This window comes from Ornithinibacillus proteolyticus, assembly GCF_039581225.1.
GTDB classification, from domain to species: domain Bacteria; phylum Bacillota; class Bacilli; order Bacillales; family Amphibacillaceae; genus Ornithinibacillus; species Ornithinibacillus massiliensis.
This window is the reverse complement of the sequence record NZ_JBCPXV010000003.1, coordinates 124,637-146,003: the sequence shown is the minus strand read 5'-3', so window position 1 is coordinate 146,003 and position 21,367 is coordinate 124,637. Positions and strand designations below refer to the sequence as shown.

Genomic DNA, 21,367 nt, shown 5'->3' with positions numbered 1-21,367 from the left:
GTTTCTCTGGTTGATATTTACAATGAACATCATTCCCAAAGGGAATAATCATGGAGGAGCCGTATGCGATGACCCGCACGTACGGAACTGCGAGAGGCGCATGAGTGATTCATGCGCCTACTCTATTTTGCTGTTTGGAATAATCGTTATATCTGGATACTACAATCATGAACGAAAAACTATAACAAAGTATGGACTTTTTAGATAATTTCATATAGTATTTTCGAAACATTATTAATAAATAGAATTAATTTATGATCAACAGGTGAGCGAAGTTTAGGAAATGGTATTCATAATGGGGGGGATGGAAATGGAAGATTGTTTTATTTGTGCTAAACATACGGGGGAAATTTCTACTTCGGGCGTAACCATCTATGAGGATGATGTCGTGTATGTTGGACATATCGATCAAAATGGAAAACCGAATTATCTAGGTCATATTATGATTGATTTGAAGCGACATGCTCCAACCCTTGCTGATTTGACGATAGAGGAAGCAAAAGTATTTGGGGTTATGATGGCACGTGTCAGTAAAGCTTTAGTTCAAAGTGTTGGGGCAGAGCATGTTTACTCACTAGTTTCGGGAAATAGCGTTCCACACCTTCATATGCATCTAGTTGCACGTTATCCAAATACGCCTGAAAATTATTGGGGACCAATGGCGGTTTACGATTGGAAGGAAGCACCTTTTGGTGATAACGAAGAGGTGATTCAGCTGTGCAAAAAAATAAAAGCGTATCTGGAGAAGTAATGATGGAGGGTAGGATAAAGGAATACACCTGGATAGGAAGTCAAATAGATTATGTAAATCAGATTAATGATCAGCAACTTAGTCATGTCGTAATAGGGAACTTCGGTGGAAATTCTTCTGCAGGTCAATATAAAAATGAGGATGGATGTCTCGTATGGACTGATCAAAATAAATGTTGGGAGTTTGCTGTTTTATTAGATGCCCATCATTCAGCGGAAAGTGCAGAATTAGTGATGAATCAAATAAATGCCAATAAAAGTCATATACAAGATCTATGCAATGACCCATCTATTAAAGGGATAAAGGATATAGAGCATACCATAGTTAATATGTTTATGGATGGGGCATTTCTCGGAGCATGTCGGAAAGTTAAAGGAGAGACGGCGTGTTTACTTGTATTAAGAAAAGAGAAGTATCTATGGTGGTTTTCTGTTGGGGATTGTCTTTGCTATGTATTTCATCCGGAGCTTGCCGAATTAGGTCAATATCAAGTGAACCAACGGCATTTTTATGAATGGATAGGGAAAGTGAATACATTTGAACAATCGGTTCCCTGTTATAGTAGTGGTGTCAGAGAACTAAGAAAAGGATTAAATCGTATTTTTTTAACGACTGATGGATTAATTGAGTGCCCTAATGATCCATTTGCATCTCCTGTTGATATCGATCGAATGATGAGTAAACATTCCAATCATAAAGGCATTCAAAAATTACTGCAAACAATACAACATCATCATGTTCGAGATAGCACCACGATTATTGCTTGGGATGTCACGGTCGATTCAGCTGTGACAAGACCTAGTGATGAAGTAGATGAGGAACAAAGCTAAGCCTAATTTCTTTTGGGGTAAATAGTGCAAAAAGAAAAAACCGAACTAATTCAAATTCTTCTAATAGAATCGTGATAAGTAGTTCGGATTTTTCTATATCTACTATGCTTTTCTTACAAACAAATCTTATATCGACTGGGTTATCTGTTGCTTAGTTAGATCCCTGTGCAATTTGCTCAAGGTTACCATTCTTGTCCATCCGGAAAGCAGGAGCTTTAAACGAGCCTTGGTCTTCTAATACCGTCATCTTTCTTGCGCGGTCCATGATTTGGACGAATACTTTATAATCTTCTTGAATAGTAGATAGCTCTTGTTTCGTCTCTGAGAGTTCCTTTTCAAGTTTATTAATCTGTTCTTTTAGTAAAGCATTCTCTTTCTGTGCTTGGTCAAGAGATACTTTTGATTGATTGGAAGCATAATAGTCTTTTTTGAGTTGGTTCAAAAATTGAATAACGGTTTCCAATGTTATAGGCGATGGTGTAGTATACTCTGGCTCTCTACTAGTATCTTCTGTTACAGGGGTTTCATAGTTTTGTTGAAAGGCAATAACTGGTGCTCTATTCGCCTTCTTCGCTTTCTCAATGGCTCGTTTTTTCTCTTTACGTTGCCTTTTAGCTAAATCAATCGCATTAATATATTTTTTTCGGATTTCAGCATTCCACCTAAAGCCACAAGCTGCTGATGTACGATTGAGCTTGTCTCCGACTTCCTCAAAGGCATTTAATTGTGTGCTTCCTTCACGAATATGACGCAGTACAGTTTCTGCAAGTAGTAAGTCATCCTCATGTGACCATGCATCCTGTCTAACTTTTGTCATGTATGTTTCATCTCCTTTTTCCATAACTACCTAATCAAAACAATAGATTTTTTAACTAGTAAATTTTCTAAGTCAAAAAGTCAGTTCATTAGATAGACAGTTTTAGAATTGACTTTTAGGACATTATTTCCTTTTACATAGTCTAGACGGGAGATGATTTTTTTATACGTTAGGAGGATATAATTTTTAACGGATTGTTATATGAAGATGCATAAAAAAACTAGGCATCAATTAAGGATGCCTAGCTTATACCTCTTTAATTATGATTCTTTTTCTCTTTTAGTATCTTCTCATACACTTGTTTCATAGCTTGTTCAAATTTTCCGGTTTCCTTTGGCGAGTAGTATTGTTTGTTTTTTATGGTATCAGGTAAATATTGTTGATAAACCCAACCGCCAGGATAATCATGTGGGTATTTATAGTCTACACCTCTACCTAGACTGGACGCTCCTTGATAATGTGCATCTTTTAAATGCTTTGGAATATCACCGCTTTTACCACTGCGAATATCAGCAATGGCAGCATCAAGAGCTTGATATGCTGTATTTGATTTCGGTGATAAGCATAGCTCAACAATGGCAACTGCTAGCGGAATTCTTGCTTCTGGGAAGCCTAATCTTTCTGCCGCCTCTACTGCCGCAACTGCACGAGGACCTGCTTGTGGATTGGCTAGTCCTATATCTTCGTAGGCAATAACGATCATTCTTCTAGCGATTGAATCTAAGTCACCAGCTTCAATTAATCTACCTAAGTAATGTAATGCCGCATCAACATCGCTACCACGAATCGACTTTTGGAAAGCTGATAATACATCATAATGAGCATCACCATCTTTATCGTGGGAAAAGCTCTTGCGTTGCATACATTCCTCTGCAATGTCGATGTTGATAACGATTTCACCATCTTGATTTGGTGGTGTTGATGCCACAGCTAACTCTAACCCATTTAAAGCAGATCGCATATCGCCACCAGAACTTTGTGAAAAGTGCTCTAGCGCTTCATCAGTAAGAATAACTTTCTCATTACCATATCCATTGTCTGAATCAGTTAGTGCTCTTTGGATAGCTTTTTTGACATCTAATGGTGTTAAGGCATGTAATTCAAATATGTGGCAACGACTTCTAATGGCAGGGTTAATTGCGTGGTAGGGATTACTTGTCGTACAGCCTATTAATGTTATTAAATTGCTCTCCAAATGAGGAAGTAGGAAATCCTGCTTTCCCTTATCCAAACGATGTACCTCATCTAGGATTAATACCATGGAACCGGACATTTTTGCTTCTTCTACAACTATTTCCATATCTTTCTTTTTATCAATGACTGCATTTAATTTTCTAACTTGAAGTTTAAGCGTCTTTGCTATCGCTGTTGCCATCGATGTTTTACCAGTACCCGGCGGCCCATAAAGAATCATCGATGCCAGCTTCTCTGCTTTTACCATTCGGTTTATGATTTTTCCTTCCCCAACTAAATGTTCTTGTCCAATGATTTCACTTATATGATTAGGTCTTAGTCGATAGGCTAGTGGTTGATGTTTCATCTTCATCGTCCTTTTATAAATTATAATAGTTTGGTAATCTTAGCCTAAGCTTGATTCGAAAAAAATGCAAGAAGACTAACTTCATGCTATAATACCATGTATTTTAAAGTTTAAGATGATAATGGTATAGTTAATATAGAAGTAATAGGAAAAACGGTAAGGATTAGAGGAGTTATAGTAAATGAAAATTTCAACTAAAGGACGTTATGGGCTGACGATTATGCTGGAGCTTGCACGTAATTATGGAGAAGGCCCAATTCCATTAAAAACAATTGCAAAAGAAAATAGTTTGTCAGAACATTACCTAGAGCAACTGGCTGCACCACTTAGAAATGCCGGACTCATTAAGAGTATTCGAGGAGCGTATGGCGGATATATCTTACCAAAGGATCCAAAAGAGATTAGTGCAGGGGATATCATTCGAGTACTAGAGGGACCGATTGTTTTAGTAGAGGGAATCGAGGATGAGGAACCAGCCAAGCAGGCATTATGGAAGCGTGTTACAGAGGCTGTTAAAGATGTTTTAGATAAGACGACATTGGAAGATTTGGTCAACCATGAGAAGGATGACCCATTAGAAGGATATATGTTTTACATTTGATTTAATGACTAGAAAGGACGAGCGTAATGGAACATATATATTTAGATCATGCTGCAACTACACCGATGGATAAAAGAGTAATTGATGCAATGGTACCAGTTTATGAAGAGGTGTTTGGAAATCCTTCGAGTGTCCATTCGTTTGGCAGAAAAGCGAGGCAATTATTAGATGAAGGAAGGCGAGTTCTTGCTGGAAGTATCCATGCTAATGAAAAAGAGATTATTTTTACTAGTGGCGGAACCGAGGCAGATAATCTTGCCTTAATTGGAACAGCAAAAGCGAACCAGCATAAAGGAAAACACATCATTACGACGGCTATGGAGCATCATGCAACATTGCACACTGCTGAGCATTTAGAAAAAGAGGGCTTTGAGGTAACGTATCTTCCTGTTAAGGAGGATGGGAAGATTTCCGTTAGTGACCTTCAAAATACTTTAAGAGATGACACGATTCTTGTTTCGATTATGTATGTGAATAATGAAACGGGAATCATTCAACCAATTAAGGAAATTGGGGAATTGTTAAAGAATCATCCAGCATATTTCCATACCGACGCTGTTCAAGCCTATGGAACAATAGGGATAAACGTACAAGAGCTTGGTGTGGATTTATTATCTGTCTCTGCACATAAAATAAACGGTCCAAAAGGAATTGGTTTTTTATATGTAAGAGAAGGGATTAAATTGAATGCCTTGCAATTCGGTGGCGAGCAAGAGCGAAAACGCCGCCCAGGGACTGAAAATGTTGTTGGCGTTGTCGGTTTTCAGACTGCAGTAGAAGTAATGATTAGAGAAAGAGAAATTCGTAATACTAAGTATGCAGCATATAAGGAACAGTTTTTACAGGTATTGAAAGAACAAGGCATTAATTTTAGTGTGAATGGAGACATAAATAGCACCATTGCTTCGATTGTGAACGTAAGCTTTCCGGGTGGTAATGTAGAAAAGTTGCTTGCTAACTTTGATTTATCTGGAGTAGCAGCATCTAGCGGAAGTGCTTGTACAGCAGGTTCGGTGGAACCATCACATGTATTAACAGCGATTTATGGTGAAAATAACCCATGCACAACTAACTCGATTCGATTTAGTTTTGGAGCTGCCAATACTAGTGAAAATGTCGAAGAAGCAGCACATCGTGTTGCCAAAATTATAAAACGATTAGTAAAGTAGGGTGTTCATAATGAAAGAAAATAAAGATATACGTGTTGTTGTAGGAATGAGTGGTGGAGTCGATTCATCAGTAGCTGCACTACTATTAAAGGAACAAGGGTATGATGTAGTCGGTATTTTTATGAAAAACTGGGACGATACCGATGAATTTGGTGTCTGTACGGCAACAGAAGATTTTGAAGATGTTGTTCGTGTATGTAATCAATTGGATATCCCGTATTATTCCGTTAACTTTGAAAAGCAATACTGGGATAAAGTGTTTACGTATTTCTTAGATGAATATAAAGCAGGGCGCACACCTAACCCAGATGTAATGTGTAATAAGGAAATTAAGTTTAAAGCATTTTTAGATTATGCACTAGATTTAGGAGCGGATTATTTAGCTACTGGACATTATGCTCAAGTTCGTGAACATAATGGAAAGTATGAAATGTTACGCGGAGTAGATTCAAATAAAGACCAAACATATTTCCTAAATCAATTATCTAGTGATATTTTAGAAAAGGTTATGTTTCCACTAGGTCACTTACCAAAATCAAAAGTGCGTGAAATTGCCAAAGAACACGGCTTAGCTACTGCTACGAAAAAAGATAGCACGGGAATTTGTTTCATCGGTGAGCGTAACTTTAAAGAATTTCTTAGTGAATATTTACCTGCACAACCTGGTGAAATGCAAACCCTTGATGGAGAAGTGAAGGGAAAGCATGATGGATTGATGTATTATACGATTGGTCAACGTCAAGGACTAGGAATCGGTGGTTCAGGTGATCCATGGTTTGTTGTTGGTAAAAATCTAAAGAAAAATATTCTTTATGTGGAACAAGGCTTCAGTAATGAATATCTATATTCTGATGAACTATTAGCGACAGATGTTAATTGGATTAATCCTGATACAGTAGAGAAAACCTTTACGTGTACGGCAAAATTCCGCTATCGTCAAGAAGACAGTGGGGTAACAGTACATGTATTAGATAATGGTGACTTAAAGGTAGTATTTGATGAAAGTCAACGCGCTATTACACCAGGTCAAGCTGTTGTATTCTACGATGGTGAGGTATGTCTTGGTGGTGGAACTATAGACAAAGTTAAGAAACAAAACAACGTATTAGATTATGTTGGATAGGGAGTACGACAATGAGTAAAATTGCAGAAGCAGTCGAATTAATGAAAGAAAGTAAATATGAAGAAGCAGCTAATCTATTTAATGAATATATCGAAGAAAATCCCAATGATCCGGTTGGGTTTATAAACTTTGGTAATTTATTATTGCATATTGGTGAGCATGAAAGTGCCATTAATTTCTTTCAAAAGGCTTTATCGTTAGATGATACAACTGCTACAGCCTATTATGGGATTGGAAATGCTTATTTTGAAATGGAAGATTTTCCAAAAGCACAACAGAACTTTCTTGAAGCGATTAAATTAGGTTTAGAAGAAGCAGACGTTTACTTTATGCTTGGAATGTCTCATCAAAACCAACAGCAATTTAAATTAGCTTTGCCGTACCTTTTAAGAGCAAAGGAAATAACACCTCAAGATGAGGAGGTTGTGTTTCAGTATGGACTTGCTTTAGCGCAGAGTGAATTATTATCGGATGCTAAAAAGGTATTCGAAACGGTGTTAGAATTAAATGAAAGCCATAGTGATGCTTTATATAACTTAGGCGTCATTTCACTATTCGAAGAAGACGTAACTAGTGCATTAGCATATTTTGATGAAGCACTAAAATATAATCCGAACCATGTGCTAGCAGCGAATGGAAAGCGGGTAGCAGAGGAAGCAATAAATTAATTGCGGTATGGAATGTGAGGTATTTAGTATGGACCAACTTCAACCTATGGAAATCGAAGAATATATAAAGGGAGAGCTTCTCTATACAATTTTTCATAATGATGTAGAGCATTTTTCCATTGCCAAGGTAAAAATACTAGATACTAATCTAAACTATGATGAGAAAGAAATTGTCATAAAGGGCTATTTTTCCCAATTGCAAGAAGGGACTGTGTATCGATTTATTGGTCAGCTTGAAAAGCATCCTAAATATGGACAGCAATATAGTGTTACTTCCTATCAAACATTTATTCCAGATACAAAGGATGGACTAATCGCTTATTTATCTAGTGATATGTTTTATGGAATCGGAAAAAGAACTGCCAAGAAGGTTGTCGATCATTTAGGAGAATCTACCGTTTCTTCTATTTTAAATAACCCTTCTATTTTAGATTCCGTGCCAGGGCTAAAGAAAGAAGCTGCTAATACAATTGTTAAGACGTTACAAGAGAATCAAGGCTTTGAACATGTAGTTGTTTACTTAGCAAAGTATAATATTGGGCTTAAAATGGCACAGAAAGTCTATGAACAATATAAGGATGAAACGATAGAGTTATTAGAAGATGATCCATACCGCTTAGTATTTGATGTGGAAGGTTTCGGATTTCAGACAGCAGATGAGATTGCAAAGAAGAATGGATTATCTCTATCCAGCCCCAATCGAATTGGAGCTGGATGTATTTATATATTGCAAAGAAGTGTGCAGGATGGCCATGCATTCTTGCCATTAAACCAATGCCTTGATGAAGTCAGGGCGTTATTAAGTAATCAGGAGTATGTCCTAACAGAGGAAGAAATCAAAAGTACGATAGAAGAGTTAAATAAGGAAAAGAATATAATCCTATATGAAGGCAAAGTATATCTACCGTCTTTATATTATGCAGAAGATGGATTTGCCTCTAGTATTAAACGATTAATTTCGTCTCAGATGGATGAAGCTACTACGCTAGCTGATTTAATGAAGATTATCGGGAAAATTGAAGAGGAAGAAATCCTTAGCTATGGGAAGGAACAGTTTGCGGCTATCGAGCAAGCATTAAAATCAAAACTGATGATTCTTACAGGTGGTCCTGGAACGGGTAAGACCACCGTTATTAAAGGAATTATTAAGGCATATGCTGCTGTTCATAATCTTTCAGTAGACATAGCAGACTATGAGCATAAGAAGGACTTTCCTTTTGTCCTTGCTGCACCAACAGGGAGAGCAGCAAAACGATTAAATGAATCGACAGGTCTTCCAGCTCTTACGATACATCGCCTTTTAGGTTGGAATGGTAGTGAAGGCTTTGAGAAGAACGAGCATGAGCCTTTGAACGGAAAGTATCTCATAATTGATGAGTTTTCTATGGTAGACATATGGTTAGCTAATAATCTATTTAAAGCCATTCCTACGGATATGCAAGTACTAATCGTTGGAGATGAGGATCAACTTCCATCTGTTGGCCCGGGACAGGTGTTAACCGATTTGCTGGAAAATAATCATATTCCAAAAGTAAGCCTACATGAAGTTTATCGGCAAAAAGAAGGCTCAAAGATAATCCAATTAGCTCATAGTATAAAGAATGATACATGCTCAGTGGACAGCTTAACAAATGATAAAGATTTTAGCTTTATTGCTTGCCGGGAGCATCATGTCGTAGACGTCATTACTAAGGTGTTTGAGAAGGCGATGAATAAAGGGCTTGATGTTCGAGATATTCAAGTATTAGCACCGATGTATAAGTCCCAGGCAGGAATCACCATCATTAACAATGCCCTACAAGCATTAATTAATCCAACAGAAAAAGGAAAGCGTGAAGTTAGGCATCATGACACCGTTTTTCGAATTGGAGATAAAGTAATCCAGTTAGTTAATCAACCGGAAGATCATGTGTATAATGGTGATATTGGTGAGGTAGTTGCTATTTTCAGAGAAAATGAAAATACAGAGAATGTAGAGCAATTAGTGGTGTCATTTGATGAACGGGAAGTCGTCTATGAGCGAAAGGACTATGACAACTTAATGCTGGCATATTGTATCTCTATTCATAAATCCCAAGGAAGTGAGTTTCCTATCGTTATATTACCTGTTGTGTCCACGTATAACCGTATGTTACGGAAGAATCTATTATATACTGCGATTACAAGAGGACAGAAATCACTTATAGTATGTGGTGAGAAACAAGCATTTTTACGAGGAATTCAGATGAAGGATACGAATAAACGGTATACATCTTTACAGGAACAGTTAACCGAAAGATTAGGAGACGTACAAGTTTCAAGTGGGGATACAGTAGAAGAGGAATACGATATTTCCCCTTATGATTTCATGTAAGGATGTATATTTTGGAGAAAAAGGGAAAGCATAACATAATACTTATAAATTATTTCCAGGAGAGATTAGTATTTATGTTAATGCGATGCCCGAATTGTAGTAGTAAAGATATAGGAAAAATTGGTTCACAGCAGTACTATTGCTGGAATTGTTTTGTAGAAATGTCTGTATCAGGTAATGAATTAACCGTGCATCAAGTTGAAGCGGATGGCAGTTTAAGCTCGCTCAATGATTTATTTACAGAAGAAGAAAGAAAACTAGAATGGTAATCCTTTAGTTTTGAACAAAAATTCATGACTAAAGGGGTGTACCAGATGTTTTCTCAAAAAAAACCGATTCATTTTCTTTATTATATCGTGACAGGGATATTTGTATTTTTATTTATTTATTTGCTTGTAAAGCTATTTCCTTATTATAAGGCGTTCTTTTCTTTCCTGTTGCATTTAGCAGCACCCTTTTTGATTGCTAGTTTAATCGCCTATTTGCTGTATCCTATTGTCCAGAAAATACATCAATACAATATTCCTAGAAGTATTGCAATTTTACTGATATACATTCTGTTTTTCGGTGGACTTGGCTATTTAATTTATCGTGTCTATCCTGCAGCTGTGGCACAATTACGGGATTTTAATGCGTATTTACCACAGTTAATTGCTATGTATCAAGATCTTATCTATCAAGTTTATGCGTCTACGTCATTTTTGCCGGAAACCGTTCATGATAGGATTGAAGAGACTATTCTGTCGATTGAATCGAGTCTTGACGGATGGATAGGTAAGTTAGTTGGTGGCGTAACCAAAATTATCGATTTTATTGTTTTATTAACGGTTATTCCGGTATTAGTTTTTTATTTCTTAAAGGACTATGAGAAAATCAAAGGATATGTCAAACGGTTTATCCCGTCTAAGTATCGCGATAATTCTAGTAATCTTGTCCATGCCATTGATGAAGGCTTAGGTGGATATTTACGTGGACAATTATTAGTTAGTCTATTTGTTGCTATTGCGTCATATATTGTGTTTCAATTTTTGGGATTGAACTATGCCTTGCTACTTGCTATATTTATGGGCATTATGAATTTCATACCATATTTTGGACCAATTATAGGAGCAGTTCCAGCGGTATTAATTGGTTTAACCGTTTCAGGAAAAATGGTCCTGTTTATCGTTATTGGTGTCTTTGTTATTCAATTAATTGAGAGTAATTTACTCTCCCCATACATCGTTGGTAGAAGTACTAGAATTCATCCCGTTGTCATCATTTTCGCTTTATTACTAGGTGGTAAAATTGGTGGCGTCTTAGGAATGGTAGTGGCTGTACCTGCATTTACGATATTGCGGGTCATTATGAAACATACTTGGATTATGATTAGAGAAAATTGACTTTTTAGGTAAAGTTATCTATAATATCGCTATCAATAATTATTTAATACGATGAAGGTTCTGAGTACATGGCACTCGATTTTCTAGAGAGAGGTTTCCTAGGCTGTAAGAAATCTTAAATTAGAACCATGGAAAGCTAAACCTGAGTACGGCTAATCCCCGTCGGTTTCATACCGTTATCATGCTTAAGTGATGGATAGTAATGTCCATAATTAGGGTGGTACCGCGAATAATCTCGTCCCTGCAAATATTGCAGAGAGGAGATTTTTTTATTGGTGTAATTACTACATAATAGCGTGTAAATGAACTGTAGCGTGCTAATATGAATTGGACACCCGAAAAATCAATTATGAATAATTTTAAAAGGAGGATATAGATGAAAAAATTAACATCTGCTCAAATTAGACAAATGTATTTGGACTTTTTCCAAGAAAAAGGCCACAGAGTGGAACCAAGTGCTTCACTAGTCCCACAAGATGATCCAACATTATTATGGATAAATAGTGGGGTAGCGACATTAAAGAAATATTTTGATGGTCGTGTCATTCCAGAAAATCCTCGGATTGTTAACGCTCAAAAATCAATCCGTACAAATGACATTGAAAATGTAGGGTATACAGCAAGACACCATACATTCTTTGAAATGTTAGGGAACTTCTCTATTGGAGATTATTTTAAGAAAGAAGCGATTGCATTCGCATGGGAATTTTTAACGAGTGAAAAATGGTTAGGCTTAGATCCCGAGAAGCTATCTGTAACTGTTCACCCGGAGGATGATGAAGCGTATGAAATGTGGTTAAACAATATTAAGCTGCCGAAAGAGCGAATCATTCGTTTAGAAGAAAACTTCTGGGATATCGGTGAAGGTCCAAGTGGTCCGAATACGGAAATCTTCTATGATCGCGGAGAAAGCTATGGCAATGATCCAAATGATCCAGAATTATATCCCGGTGGCGAGAACGACCGATACTTAGAGATATGGAACTTAGTATTCTCACAATTTAATCATAATCCAGATGATACGTATACACCACTTCCTAAGAAGAATATTGATACAGGAATGGGACTAGAACGTATTGTCTCCGTAATTCAAGATGTACCAACTAACTTTGAAACAGATTTATTCATGCCAATTATTAAGAAGACAGAGCAATTAGCAAATGTAAAGTATGGGGTAGCGAAAACGAGTGATACAGCATATAAAGTAATTGCTGACCATATTAGAACGGTTAGTTTTGCGATTAGTGATGGGGCACTACCATCAAATGATGGAAGAGGCTATGTATTAAGAAGACTAATACGTCGAGCAGTTCGATTTGCGAAAGAAATTGGGATCGAAAAACCATTCATGTACGAATTAGTTAAAACGGTTGGAGAAATCATGAAAGATTTCTATCCTACTGTCCTACAGCAACATGACTTTATACAAAATATTATCAAAGTAGAAGAAGAACGCTTCCATGAAACCTTGAATGAAGGGCTAGATATTCTAACTACTATTATTGAAAAAGAAAAAGGGAAAGGTTCAACTGTATTCCCAGGTGAGGAAGTATTCCGACTGTATGATACGTATGGTTTTCCTAAAGAATTAACAGCAGAATATGTGGAACAATTAGGATTTAGTATAGACGAAGCTGGATATGATAGAGAAATGGAAAAACAGCGTGAACGCGCTAGAAACGCTCGACAAAAGGTAGATTCTATGCATGTTCAGGATGAAGTGCTTGGTAAATTAGACGTAGAGAGTGAATTTATCGGATATGATAGGTTAGAATCCGATACGAAGATAGTGGCATTATTGAAGGATGGAGAATTAGTAGATTGTGCTAAGAAAGATGAAGAAGTATTGATTTTCCTACAAGAAACGCCATTCTACGCAGAAAGTGGCGGGCAAATTGCAGACCATGGAATAATCACTAACAGTAATGGGAAGGCTTCTGTGAAGCATGTACAAAAGTCACCTAAATCACAAAACATTCACCGTACTGTTGTAGAAGAGGGTGAATTACGTGTTGGTGATCTTGTTAAAGCGGTGGTGGACTCTGAATCCAGAAACTTAGTAATTAAGAACCATACAGCAACCCATTTACTACACCAGGCGTTAAAAGATGTACTTGGAACACATGTCAATCAGGCCGGCTCTTTAGTTGCATCTGATCGACTACGATTTGATTTCTCTCACTTTAATGCAATTTCTATAGAAGAGTTAAACCAAATTGAAAAAATTGTTAATGAAAAAATTTGGGATTCCATTCCTTTAGATATTAGCTATAAGAGTCTAAAAGAAGCAAAAGAAATGGGCGCCATGGCTTTATTTGGAGAAAAATATGGTGAGGTTGTCCGAGTTGTTCGTATTGGTGATTACAGTCTTGAATTATGTGGTGGTATACACGTTCGAAACACTTCAGAAATAGGTTTATTTAAAATCGTTTCAGAAGGTGGAATTGGTGCAGGTACGCGCCGTATTGAAGCAGTAACAAGTAAATTTGCTTATCAATTCTTATCAGAAAAGGTTAATCTTCTCCAAAATACAGCTCAATTAGTGAAAACAAAAGATGAGAAAGTACCAGAACGTGTCGAGACACTATTCCAAGAGATTAAAACATTACAAAAAGAAAATGAATCATTAAGTGCTAAGCTTTCCAATTTAGAAGCTTCCTCTATTTTGGAGCAGGTAGAAGAAGTTTCAGGTATTAAGGTGTTAGCTCAAAAAGTTAATGTGAAAGATATGAACCAATTAAGAACGATGGTTGATGAGTTGAAACAAAAGCTTGGTTCTGCCATAATTTTATTAGCAACAGAAAGTGGCAATAAAGTACAACTTGCATCAGGAGTTTCAAAGGATCTAATCGAACGAGGATTACATGCTGGTAATTTAATTAAAGGAGCTGCACAGCTTTGTGGCGGAGGAGGCGGTGGACGCCCTGATATGGCCCAAGCTGGAGGAAAAGATGCTAGTAAAATTAAAGATGCATTAGATTTCACAAAACAGTACGTGGAATCGAACCTTAAAGCATAATGATGTATACTACTGTAGCTTACTAATGTTAGAAAATATTATATTTAATCTTTCAAACATGGTAGAATGAATAGAGAGTCAAAAAGCGGAATGAGGTGTCGTGATGAGTTCAAATGATAAAACCATGAAATTCAACTTTTCGGAAGAGCCATTTGATCGAGATATAAAAGAAATCTTAATGACTGTCCATGAGGCACTTCAAGAAAAAGGATACAATCCCATTAATCAGATTGTTGGTTACTTATTGTCCGGGGATCCAGCATATATTCCAAGATATAAAGATGCAAGAAATTTGATCCGAAGAATTGAACGTGATGAAGTGATTGAGGAACTTGTCAAATATTATCTAGAACAGCAATATAAAAAAGGTATTTAAATGAAGATAATGGGTTTAGATGTTGGCTCTAAGACAATTGGAGTCGCTATAAGTGATGAATTGGGATGGACAGCCCAAGGATTAACAACGATTAAATGGGATGAAAATGATATTCATTCAGCAGATAGTCAATTAAAAACCATAATTGATGAGCATAATATATCAAAAGTAGTCATTGGCTTACCTAAAAATATGAATGGAACGATTGGGGAACGTGGTGAGGCATCACAGCGTTTTGCCGCGTATATGGAAGAAAAGTACAATCTCCAAACAATATTATGGGACGAGCGCTTAACGACGATGGCAGCTGAACGAGTGCTACTCGAAGCAGATGTCAGTCGAAAGAAGCGTAAAAAGGTGATCGATAAAATGGCTGCTATGATGATTTTACAAGGCTATCTTGATCAAAAGTAAAAAGGAGACTAATAATATGGCTATTGAAGAAAAAGAACGCATCATCATTCCTGATGAAAATGGTGAAGAACATTTATTTGAGGTATTATTTACATTTGATGTAGATGATACAGGAAATTCTTACATTGCAGTCGTTCCTGCTGAACAAAAAAATGACGAGGAAGTAGAAGTTTATGCTTTCCGTTATGAAGAAAAAGATGATGAGGATATTTCATTATTTGCTATTGAGTCAGATGAAGAGTGGGATATTGTAGAAGAAATGCTAAATACATTAGCTGAAGAAGAAGAAGAATTGAACGACTAAACGTTATCCAAAAAACAAAGTTAAAAGAATCCCCTACCACTTTACAATGTGATAGGGGATCTTTGTTTTATTAGCTAAAATCATTTTTTAAAGCTTATATCAGTCCTTTACTATAGCATCAGGGAACTTAGGTAATAGCACAATTAAATTGTATTTCTTGGGGAAATAATAGGATACATATGAGCCACTTTTCATGTATAAACGGATAAATCCTAGCGTATATTGTCATTTTTTAGTATAATATACCGGATGAGAGGGGGACGATGAATGTCGAAAGGAAAAGATAAAGGTACTTTTAAAGATAATTTAATTGCTAGAGGTGAAGAAGCACGTACAGTTCGCAAAATAGTAGCAATTGTTATCTTTACCATTATCATTATCCTTGCTATCGGTGGTATAGTTGGATACAACTATGTTAAATCGGCTTTAGAACCAGTGGACCCTGGTAATGAGCAAGGTGTTGAGATAGAAATTCCTTTAGGTTCATCCACTTCAAGTATTGCCAATATACTTGAGGAAAATGAAATTATCAAAAATTCGATGATTTTTCGCTTCTATATAAAGTTTAAAAATGAGTCAGACTTTCAAGCAGGAAACTATACATTCACGAAGTCAATGACGATTGATGAAATTATAGAGTCCTTAAAAAGTGGTCGAATAACGAAGGAACCAGTTTACAGGGTTACTATTCCAGAAGGTCTAACCATTGAAGAAATCGCAAGCATATATGCAGATAAACTTCCGATTACAGAAGAAGAATTCTTGGAAAAGGTAACGGACGAAGCGTATATCAATCAACTTATTGAACAGTATTCCATACTAACGGAGGATATTCTCAATCCAGAACTACGGTTTGCACTAGAAGGATATCTTTTTGCGGCAACATATGATTTCTATCAAGAAGATCCACCAGTGGAATTAATAATTGAAAATATGTTGGACAAGTCTCAAGCTGTCATCAGTCAATATGTTGATAGTATTTCTGAAAGGGGATTATCCTTACATGAGGCGGTAACAATGGCGTCGATTGTAGAGAAGGAAGCAGTGACAGAAGATCAACGTAAAAAAATTGCTGGTATTTTCTTTAATCGATTAGAGATTGGTATGCCGTTACAGACTGATCCAACCGTATTATATGCGATAGGTGGTCATAAGGAAAAGGTGTTATTATCCGATTTAGAGGTGGATTCACCATTTAATACGTACCAGATTAATGGCTTACCTATTGGGCCTATTTCAAATTTCTCGGAAAGTGCATTAGAATCTACCATTAATCCTGAGGAGTCCGATTTTTATTATTTCCTACATGATGAAGATGGTAATATTTATTATTCTGAGACATTAGAAGAACATAACGCATATAAGTCACAATATATTAATTAATCTCGAGGAAGTGTGAAGAATCTATTCACATTTCCCGTTTTTTTGCATGTGGTGTCAGCACGTTTATTACTGATTAAGGATTTAAGCATAAGATTACCACAAATTGGTATCCTAATAGGATAAGCATAAATGAGGGTTAGAAATGGATGAACAGTTATTAAATTATTTGAACCGTCACCTTCCTCCATCAGAGGATTGGGTAAAAGACATTGAACAGCAAGCACATATCGATCGTGTCCCAATTATGGATTCCATTGGGATAAATTTTCTAATGCAGTTAATTCGTTTATCTAAACCGAAGCGAATTTTAGAAATTGGTGCAGCTATTGGGTATTCAGCTTTAAGAATGAGTGAAGCCAATCCAGAAGCTACCATAACAACGATTGAAAGAGATGACAAAAGGTACCAACAAGCAATAGAAAATATTACGAAAAATAACAAGGAAGCGGCAATTAACATTATACATGGTGATGCCATAGAGGAGTTAACTAGGCTAGCAGAAAGTAATAATACGTATGATTTTATCTTTATAGATGCTGCGAAGGGTAGCTATAAGCGTTTTTTTGAATTATGTTTCCCGCTATTAGCTGATCAAGGTGTAATTATTTCAGATAACGTGTTATTTCGAGGCTATGTCCTTGATCCAAATTTTGACCACCCACGTTACAAGAAAATGGTCGAGAAAATTCGATCGTATAATGAATGGCTGGTAAATCATCCTAGCTTTATCACAACGATATTACCTATTGGTGATGGGGTTGCAATTAGTTATAAAAAATAGAAAAGGGGTAGCAAGATGCAAGACAAACCAGTAGTAATTGGAGTTGCAGGTGGTAGTGGAAGTGGGAAGACCTCTGTAACGAAATCAATCTGCCAGCGATTTTCAGATAAAACAATTCTTGTAATAGAGCAAGATTATTATTATAAAGATCAAAGTGATTTACCGTTTGAAGAGCGTTTAAAAACAAATTATGACCACCCACTTGCTTTTGATAATGATTTATTAATCCAACATATTCATGATTTATTAAATCATAAATCCATAGATAAACCTGTATATGACTACAAGGTTCACAATCGTTCGAAGGAAGTTATTACGGTAGAACCTAAGGATGTAATTATTTTAGAGGGAATATTAATATTAGAGGATCCTCGCTTAGTGGATTTAATGGATATAAAAGTGTTCGTTGATACAGATGCTGACCTTAGAATTATTAGAAGGTTGCTTCGTGATATCAAGGATCGTGGAAGATCTCTTGATTCGGTTATTGATCAATACTTAAACTCTGTAAGACCAATGCATTTACAATTTGTAGAACCGACGAAGCGTTATGCAGATATTATCATTCCTGAAGGTGGAGAAAACCACGTCGCAATTGACATTATGGCGACAAAAATCGCGGATATTTTGTCAAAAAATAAAGAAAATAGTTTAAACAAAAGTATTGAAAAGTAAAATAAAATCTGCCATAGTTATGGATAGTATACTTTTTAGTTGAATTGGGTTATCCCATAACACAATCAAGGTATTCTTGATTTAAAGCAGTAGATAGACAAAGGAGTGTTTTTTATGGCTGTAGAGAAAAGTTATTACATGACACAAGAGGGGAAAGAAAAGTTAGAACAAGAACTTCTTTATTTAAAAACGGAAAGAAGACAAGAAGTTGTTGAACGAATTAAGGTCGCTCGTGATTTCGGTGACCTATCTGAGAACTCTGAGTATGATGCAGCGAAGGATGAGCAAGCATTTGTTGAATCCCGAATTTCTCAGGTTGAAAAGATGATTCGAAATGCAGTAATCATTGAGAATGATAATGAAAATCCTAATATGGTTTCTTTAGGTAAATCCGTGACGTTCCAAGAGCTACCAGATGGTGACGAGGAAACATACACGATTGTAGGAAGTGCAGAAGCAGATCCTTTTGAGGGTAGAATTTCGAATGACTCACCAATGGCGAAAAGTCTTCTTGGACATGAAGTAGGGGAAGAAGTAGCAGTAGTAACCCCTGGCGGAGAAATCCAAGTAAAAATATTAAAAGTAGAATAGATAAAAAGCGGAGTAAATTGCTCCGCTTTTTGTTTCGATTGCATATAAATTACCTGTGAATCACTCATCTTTCTCTATCCTTTAAGATAACTACTTTAAGTTTGTGACAAAACGTAATCACGTTTGTTCTAACTTCTATTTTTTCATGAAAGTGAAACAGGAAAGTAAACAAAGGATATTATTCCTAGCATATAAGTTATGGTAATATAATAAGGTATACATAGGGAGGGAACGATAGAATGAGTGAATTTGATAGAAAATCTCGTGTAAACAAATTCGAAAAAAGACGTAAAAATACAAAGCTAATGTCTATACTAATTGTTGCTGCATGCTTCCTTATTATTCTTCTTTTAGGTTTATGGATTTTCAGTCCTAATGATAAACCTGACGAGAAAGATGAAAGTGCTAATCCTGATCAAGTGTCAGAAGGAGATAACGATATTGAAACAGATGATTCTGAATTAGAGGAGGAATCTACTGAAACGGAAGAGAATTCCTCTGAGGAAGATGAAGAAAATAATGAACCGTCAGAGGAAGATAATTCTAGCCAAGAAAGTGATAACCAATCAGTTGAAAGGAAAACTACAGATCCAGTTGCAGCTGATGATGATAATGTAATTAGTGCATTTACTGCGGATTGGCAGCCGGTTGGTACAGAACAAAGTGGGCCACATACCGTCGTATTCGATGACGGTTCACAAGATAGAATAGAAATGGAAAAGGCTATTCTTTTAGCTACTGGATTAGCTGAAGATGACTTGATTACTTGGTGGGTGAAGCGTGGCGGTGATCAACAGGTGATCGGAACAGTATCAAATAGAGCTGAAACGGAGATATATCGTGTATATATAAGTTGGATAGATAACCAAGGATGGCAGCCGACTTTGGTAGAAGTATTGAAGGAAAACGATGAAAAATGGAGATTTGAATAGTAATAGGAGGATATACATCATGACAATAGGTATCATTGGCGCAATGGATGAAGAAATAGAAATTTTAAAAAAGAAAATGATAGACACAGAAGAGACTATAATCGCTAATTGCGTATTTATAAAAGGTCATTTAGAAGGGAAAGAAGTAGTACTACTTCAATCTGGTATTGGTAAAGTGAATGCTGCCATGGCTACCACGATATTAATGGAAAGATACGCCCCTACGTTTATTATTAATACGGGTTCTGCTGGTGGCTTTTCTTCTAAACTGGAAGTTGGGGACATCGTAGTATCGTCTGAGGTTGTGCACCATGATGTAGATGTAACAGCTTTTAACTATCAATATGGACAAGTTCCAGGAATGCCACCAACATATCAAGCTGATTCCTCATTAGTGGAAAAGACGATGAAGGCAATTGAACAACTAGATATAAATGGTGAGGTTGGATTAATTGCGACAAGTGATTCCTTTATGGATGATCCTGAACGAGTTCGTTTTGTACGTGAGAAATTCCCGAATATGATAGCTAGTGAGATGGAAGCGGCTGCTATTGCACAAGTATCATACCAGTATAATTGCCCATTTGTCGTAATTCGAGCATTGTCTGATATAGCCGGAAAGGAATCTTCTGTATCCTTTGATGCCTTTTTAGAAACAGCAGCAAAAAACGCATCGGCATTAATTATCTTACTGTTAAAAGCCATTTAGATTGGTAAGGTACGGGCTTCATTACTTAAGGTATTACAACATGAAAAAAGGTTAAAAATCGAACTGATTGCATACCTTATTAAGCTAATAGTAAAGGCTGTCGTTGATGCTATCCGACAGCCTTTATAATCTTCTTATCATCATGTAAGCATGCATTTCTTATCCTTTTCGTTCATTACGATAATACTCATGAAATACCTTCATTAAAGCCCTTTTTTCGATACGTGATACATAACTTCTGGATATGTTTAACTTCTTCGCGATTTCTCTTTGTGTCATTTCTTTTTTATCATTCAATCCATAGCGATAAATAATTACTTCTTTTTCGCGTTTATCTAGAATGGAAAAATAATCCTGCATTTTTTCAATTTCCATATTTAATTGGATGTATTCAATGACATTTTCGTTTTCAGCTTGTAAAATGTCAATAAGGCTAATCTCGTTACCTTCTTTATCCTGACCGATAGGATCATGTAATGAAACGTCTTTCTTTACCTTTTTTAAGGCTCTTAAATGCATCAGTATTTCGTTCTCGATACAACGAGCCGCATACGTAGCGAGCTTGGTACCTTTCCCAACAGAGAAGCTCTCAATCCCCTTAATCAAACCAATAGTACCAATTGAGATTAAATCTTCCATATCCTCGCCAGTGTTTTCGAACTTTTTAACTATATGGGCAACAAGTCTTAAATTATGTTCAATTAACTTGTTTCTTGCTTCTTCACTACCATTTTGCATTTCTTCGATATATTTGGCTTCTTCCTCTGAAGATAATGGCTGTGGAAAAGCATGATTTTTTACATAGGAAACAAAGAATAGAGCTTCCTTTATTAGCAATGCAAGGACACTCATTATTCCGGACAAACACATACACCTCCTGACCAGGCTGGGCTATAGCCTATATAAACACAGTATGTCGTTAGAGCGTGTCTTGTGTCTGTCCATTTAA

At 36.4% G+C, this 21,367-nt stretch carries 22 protein-coding genes and 1 other annotated feature; of the genes, 19 read left to right on the top strand and 3 right to left on the bottom strand.

What is annotated here, in order from left to right; translation table 11 throughout:
• The first annotated feature begins 310 nt into the window (after positions 1–310).
• Complete coding sequence (locus AAIB49_RS03335) at positions 311–751, top strand: HIT family protein (RefSeq protein WP_186870318.1); 441 nt, start codon at positions 311–313, stop codon at positions 749–751.
• Positions 718–1,581, top strand: coding sequence for a PP2C family serine/threonine-protein phosphatase (locus AAIB49_RS03330; RefSeq protein WP_343457210.1), 864 nt, complete (start codon positions 718–720; stop codon positions 1,579–1,581). Before AAIB49_RS03335 ends, AAIB49_RS03330 begins: the two co-directional genes overlap by 34 nt.
• Before the next feature lie 151 nt (positions 1,582–1,732).
• Here AAIB49_RS03330 and AAIB49_RS03325 read toward each other — a convergent pair whose 3' ends face one another.
• Together AAIB49_RS03325 and AAIB49_RS03320 are read right to left on the bottom strand one after the other, a co-directional pair.
• A complete protein-coding gene (locus tag AAIB49_RS03325) occupies positions 1,733–2,398 on the bottom strand; it encodes an RsfA family transcriptional regulator (protein WP_339214543.1) in 666 nt (221 codons plus the stop codon).
• 256 nt (positions 2,399–2,654) lie between these two features.
• The gene (locus AAIB49_RS03320) at positions 2,655–3,938 is read right to left on the bottom strand and encodes a replication-associated recombination protein A (RefSeq protein WP_339214545.1); all 1,284 of its coding nucleotides are present in this window, start codon (positions 3,936–3,938) and stop codon (positions 2,655–2,657) included.
• A gap of 181 nt (positions 3,939–4,119) precedes the next feature.
• On the opposite strand from AAIB49_RS03320, the gene cymR reads away from it, so the two are divergent.
• The 17 genes from cymR (at position 4,120) to mtnN (ending at position 20,418) form a co-directional block, all read left to right on the top strand.
• Positions 4,120–4,539, top strand: coding sequence for a cysteine metabolism transcriptional regulator CymR (gene cymR, locus AAIB49_RS03315; RefSeq protein WP_186870321.1), 420 nt, complete (start codon positions 4,120–4,122; stop codon positions 4,537–4,539).
• A gap of 26 nt (positions 4,540–4,565) precedes the next feature.
• A complete protein-coding gene (locus AAIB49_RS03310) occupies positions 4,566–5,708 on the top strand; it encodes a cysteine desulfurase family protein (protein WP_343457209.1) in 1,143 nt (380 codons plus the stop codon).
• Between the two features lie 10 nt (positions 5,709–5,718).
• A complete protein-coding gene (gene mnmA / locus AAIB49_RS03305) occupies positions 5,719–6,831 on the top strand; it encodes a tRNA 2-thiouridine(34) synthase MnmA (RefSeq protein ID WP_339214548.1) in 1,113 nt (370 codons plus the stop codon).
• Between the two features lie 11 nt (positions 6,832–6,842).
• On the top strand, positions 6,843–7,499 hold the full coding sequence (locus AAIB49_RS03300) for a tetratricopeptide repeat protein (protein ID WP_343457208.1): 657 nt from the start codon (positions 6,843–6,845) through the stop codon (positions 7,497–7,499).
• Positions 7,500–7,527: 28 nt separating this feature from the next.
• A complete protein-coding gene (gene recD2 / locus AAIB49_RS03295) occupies positions 7,528–9,852 on the top strand; it encodes an SF1B family DNA helicase RecD2 (protein ID WP_339214550.1) in 2,325 nt (774 codons plus the stop codon).
• 74 nt (positions 9,853–9,926) lie between these two features.
• Positions 9,927–10,121, top strand: coding sequence for a hypothetical protein (locus tag AAIB49_RS03290; RefSeq protein WP_186870326.1), 195 nt, complete (start codon positions 9,927–9,929; stop codon positions 10,119–10,121).
• 45 nt (positions 10,122–10,166) lie between these two features.
• On the top strand, positions 10,167–11,234 hold the full coding sequence (locus AAIB49_RS03285; protein ID WP_343457207.1) for an AI-2E family transporter: 1,068 nt from the start codon (positions 10,167–10,169) through the stop codon (positions 11,232–11,234).
• A gap of 42 nt (positions 11,235–11,276) precedes the next feature.
• Positions 11,277–11,480, top strand: a binding site (T-box leader).
• Positions 11,481–11,610: 130 nt separating this feature from the next.
• Entirely contained in the window at positions 11,611–14,253 is a 2,643-nt protein-coding gene (alaS, locus tag AAIB49_RS03280) for an alanine--tRNA ligase (RefSeq protein WP_343457205.1), read from the top strand.
• Between the two features lie 103 nt (positions 14,254–14,356).
• Positions 14,357–14,629 (top strand): IreB family regulatory phosphoprotein, encoded by a 273-nt coding sequence (locus tag AAIB49_RS03275; RefSeq protein ID WP_186870346.1) that lies wholly within the window; start codon positions 14,357–14,359, stop codon positions 14,627–14,629.
• Complete coding sequence (ruvX, locus tag AAIB49_RS03270) at positions 14,630–15,043, top strand: Holliday junction resolvase RuvX (protein WP_339214556.1); 414 nt, start codon at positions 14,630–14,632, stop codon at positions 15,041–15,043.
• Positions 15,044–15,059: 16 nt separating this feature from the next.
• Entirely contained in the window at positions 15,060–15,347 is a 288-nt protein-coding gene (locus tag AAIB49_RS03265; RefSeq protein ID WP_339214558.1) for a DUF1292 domain-containing protein, read from the top strand.
• 267 nt (positions 15,348–15,614) lie between these two features.
• The gene (mltG, locus tag AAIB49_RS03260) at positions 15,615–16,730 is read left to right on the top strand and encodes an endolytic transglycosylase MltG (RefSeq protein WP_339214560.1); all 1,116 of its coding nucleotides are present in this window, start codon (positions 15,615–15,617) and stop codon (positions 16,728–16,730) included.
• A gap of 142 nt (positions 16,731–16,872) precedes the next feature.
• On the top strand, positions 16,873–17,511 hold the full coding sequence (locus AAIB49_RS03255) for an O-methyltransferase (RefSeq protein ID WP_343457204.1): 639 nt from the start codon (positions 16,873–16,875) through the stop codon (positions 17,509–17,511).
• A 15-nt stretch (positions 17,512–17,526) separates the two neighbouring features.
• Positions 17,527–18,186 (top strand): uridine kinase, encoded by a 660-nt coding sequence (gene udk / locus AAIB49_RS03250; protein WP_186870333.1) that lies wholly within the window; start codon positions 17,527–17,529, stop codon positions 18,184–18,186.
• Between the two features lie 114 nt (positions 18,187–18,300).
• Positions 18,301–18,777 carry a transcription elongation factor GreA gene (gene greA, locus AAIB49_RS03245; RefSeq protein ID WP_186870334.1) on the top strand — a complete coding sequence of 159 codons (477 nt, stop codon included), beginning with the start codon at positions 18,301–18,303 and terminating at the stop codon, positions 18,775–18,777.
• A 239-nt stretch (positions 18,778–19,016) separates the two neighbouring features.
• Positions 19,017–19,709 (top strand): YrrS family protein, encoded by a 693-nt coding sequence (locus tag AAIB49_RS03240; RefSeq protein WP_343457203.1) that lies wholly within the window; start codon positions 19,017–19,019, stop codon positions 19,707–19,709.
• Between the two features lie 19 nt (positions 19,710–19,728).
• Positions 19,729–20,418, top strand: coding sequence for a 5'-methylthioadenosine/S-adenosylhomocysteine nucleosidase (mtnN, locus tag AAIB49_RS03235; protein ID WP_339214566.1), 690 nt, complete (start codon positions 19,729–19,731; stop codon positions 20,416–20,418).
• A gap of 159 nt (positions 20,419–20,577) precedes the next feature.
• On the opposite strand, the gene sigK is transcribed toward mtnN, so the two are convergent.
• Entirely contained in the window at positions 20,578–21,282 is a 705-nt protein-coding gene (gene sigK, locus AAIB49_RS03230; RefSeq protein WP_339214568.1) for an RNA polymerase sporulation sigma factor SigK, read from the bottom strand.
• Positions 21,283–21,367 lie beyond the last annotated feature (85 nt).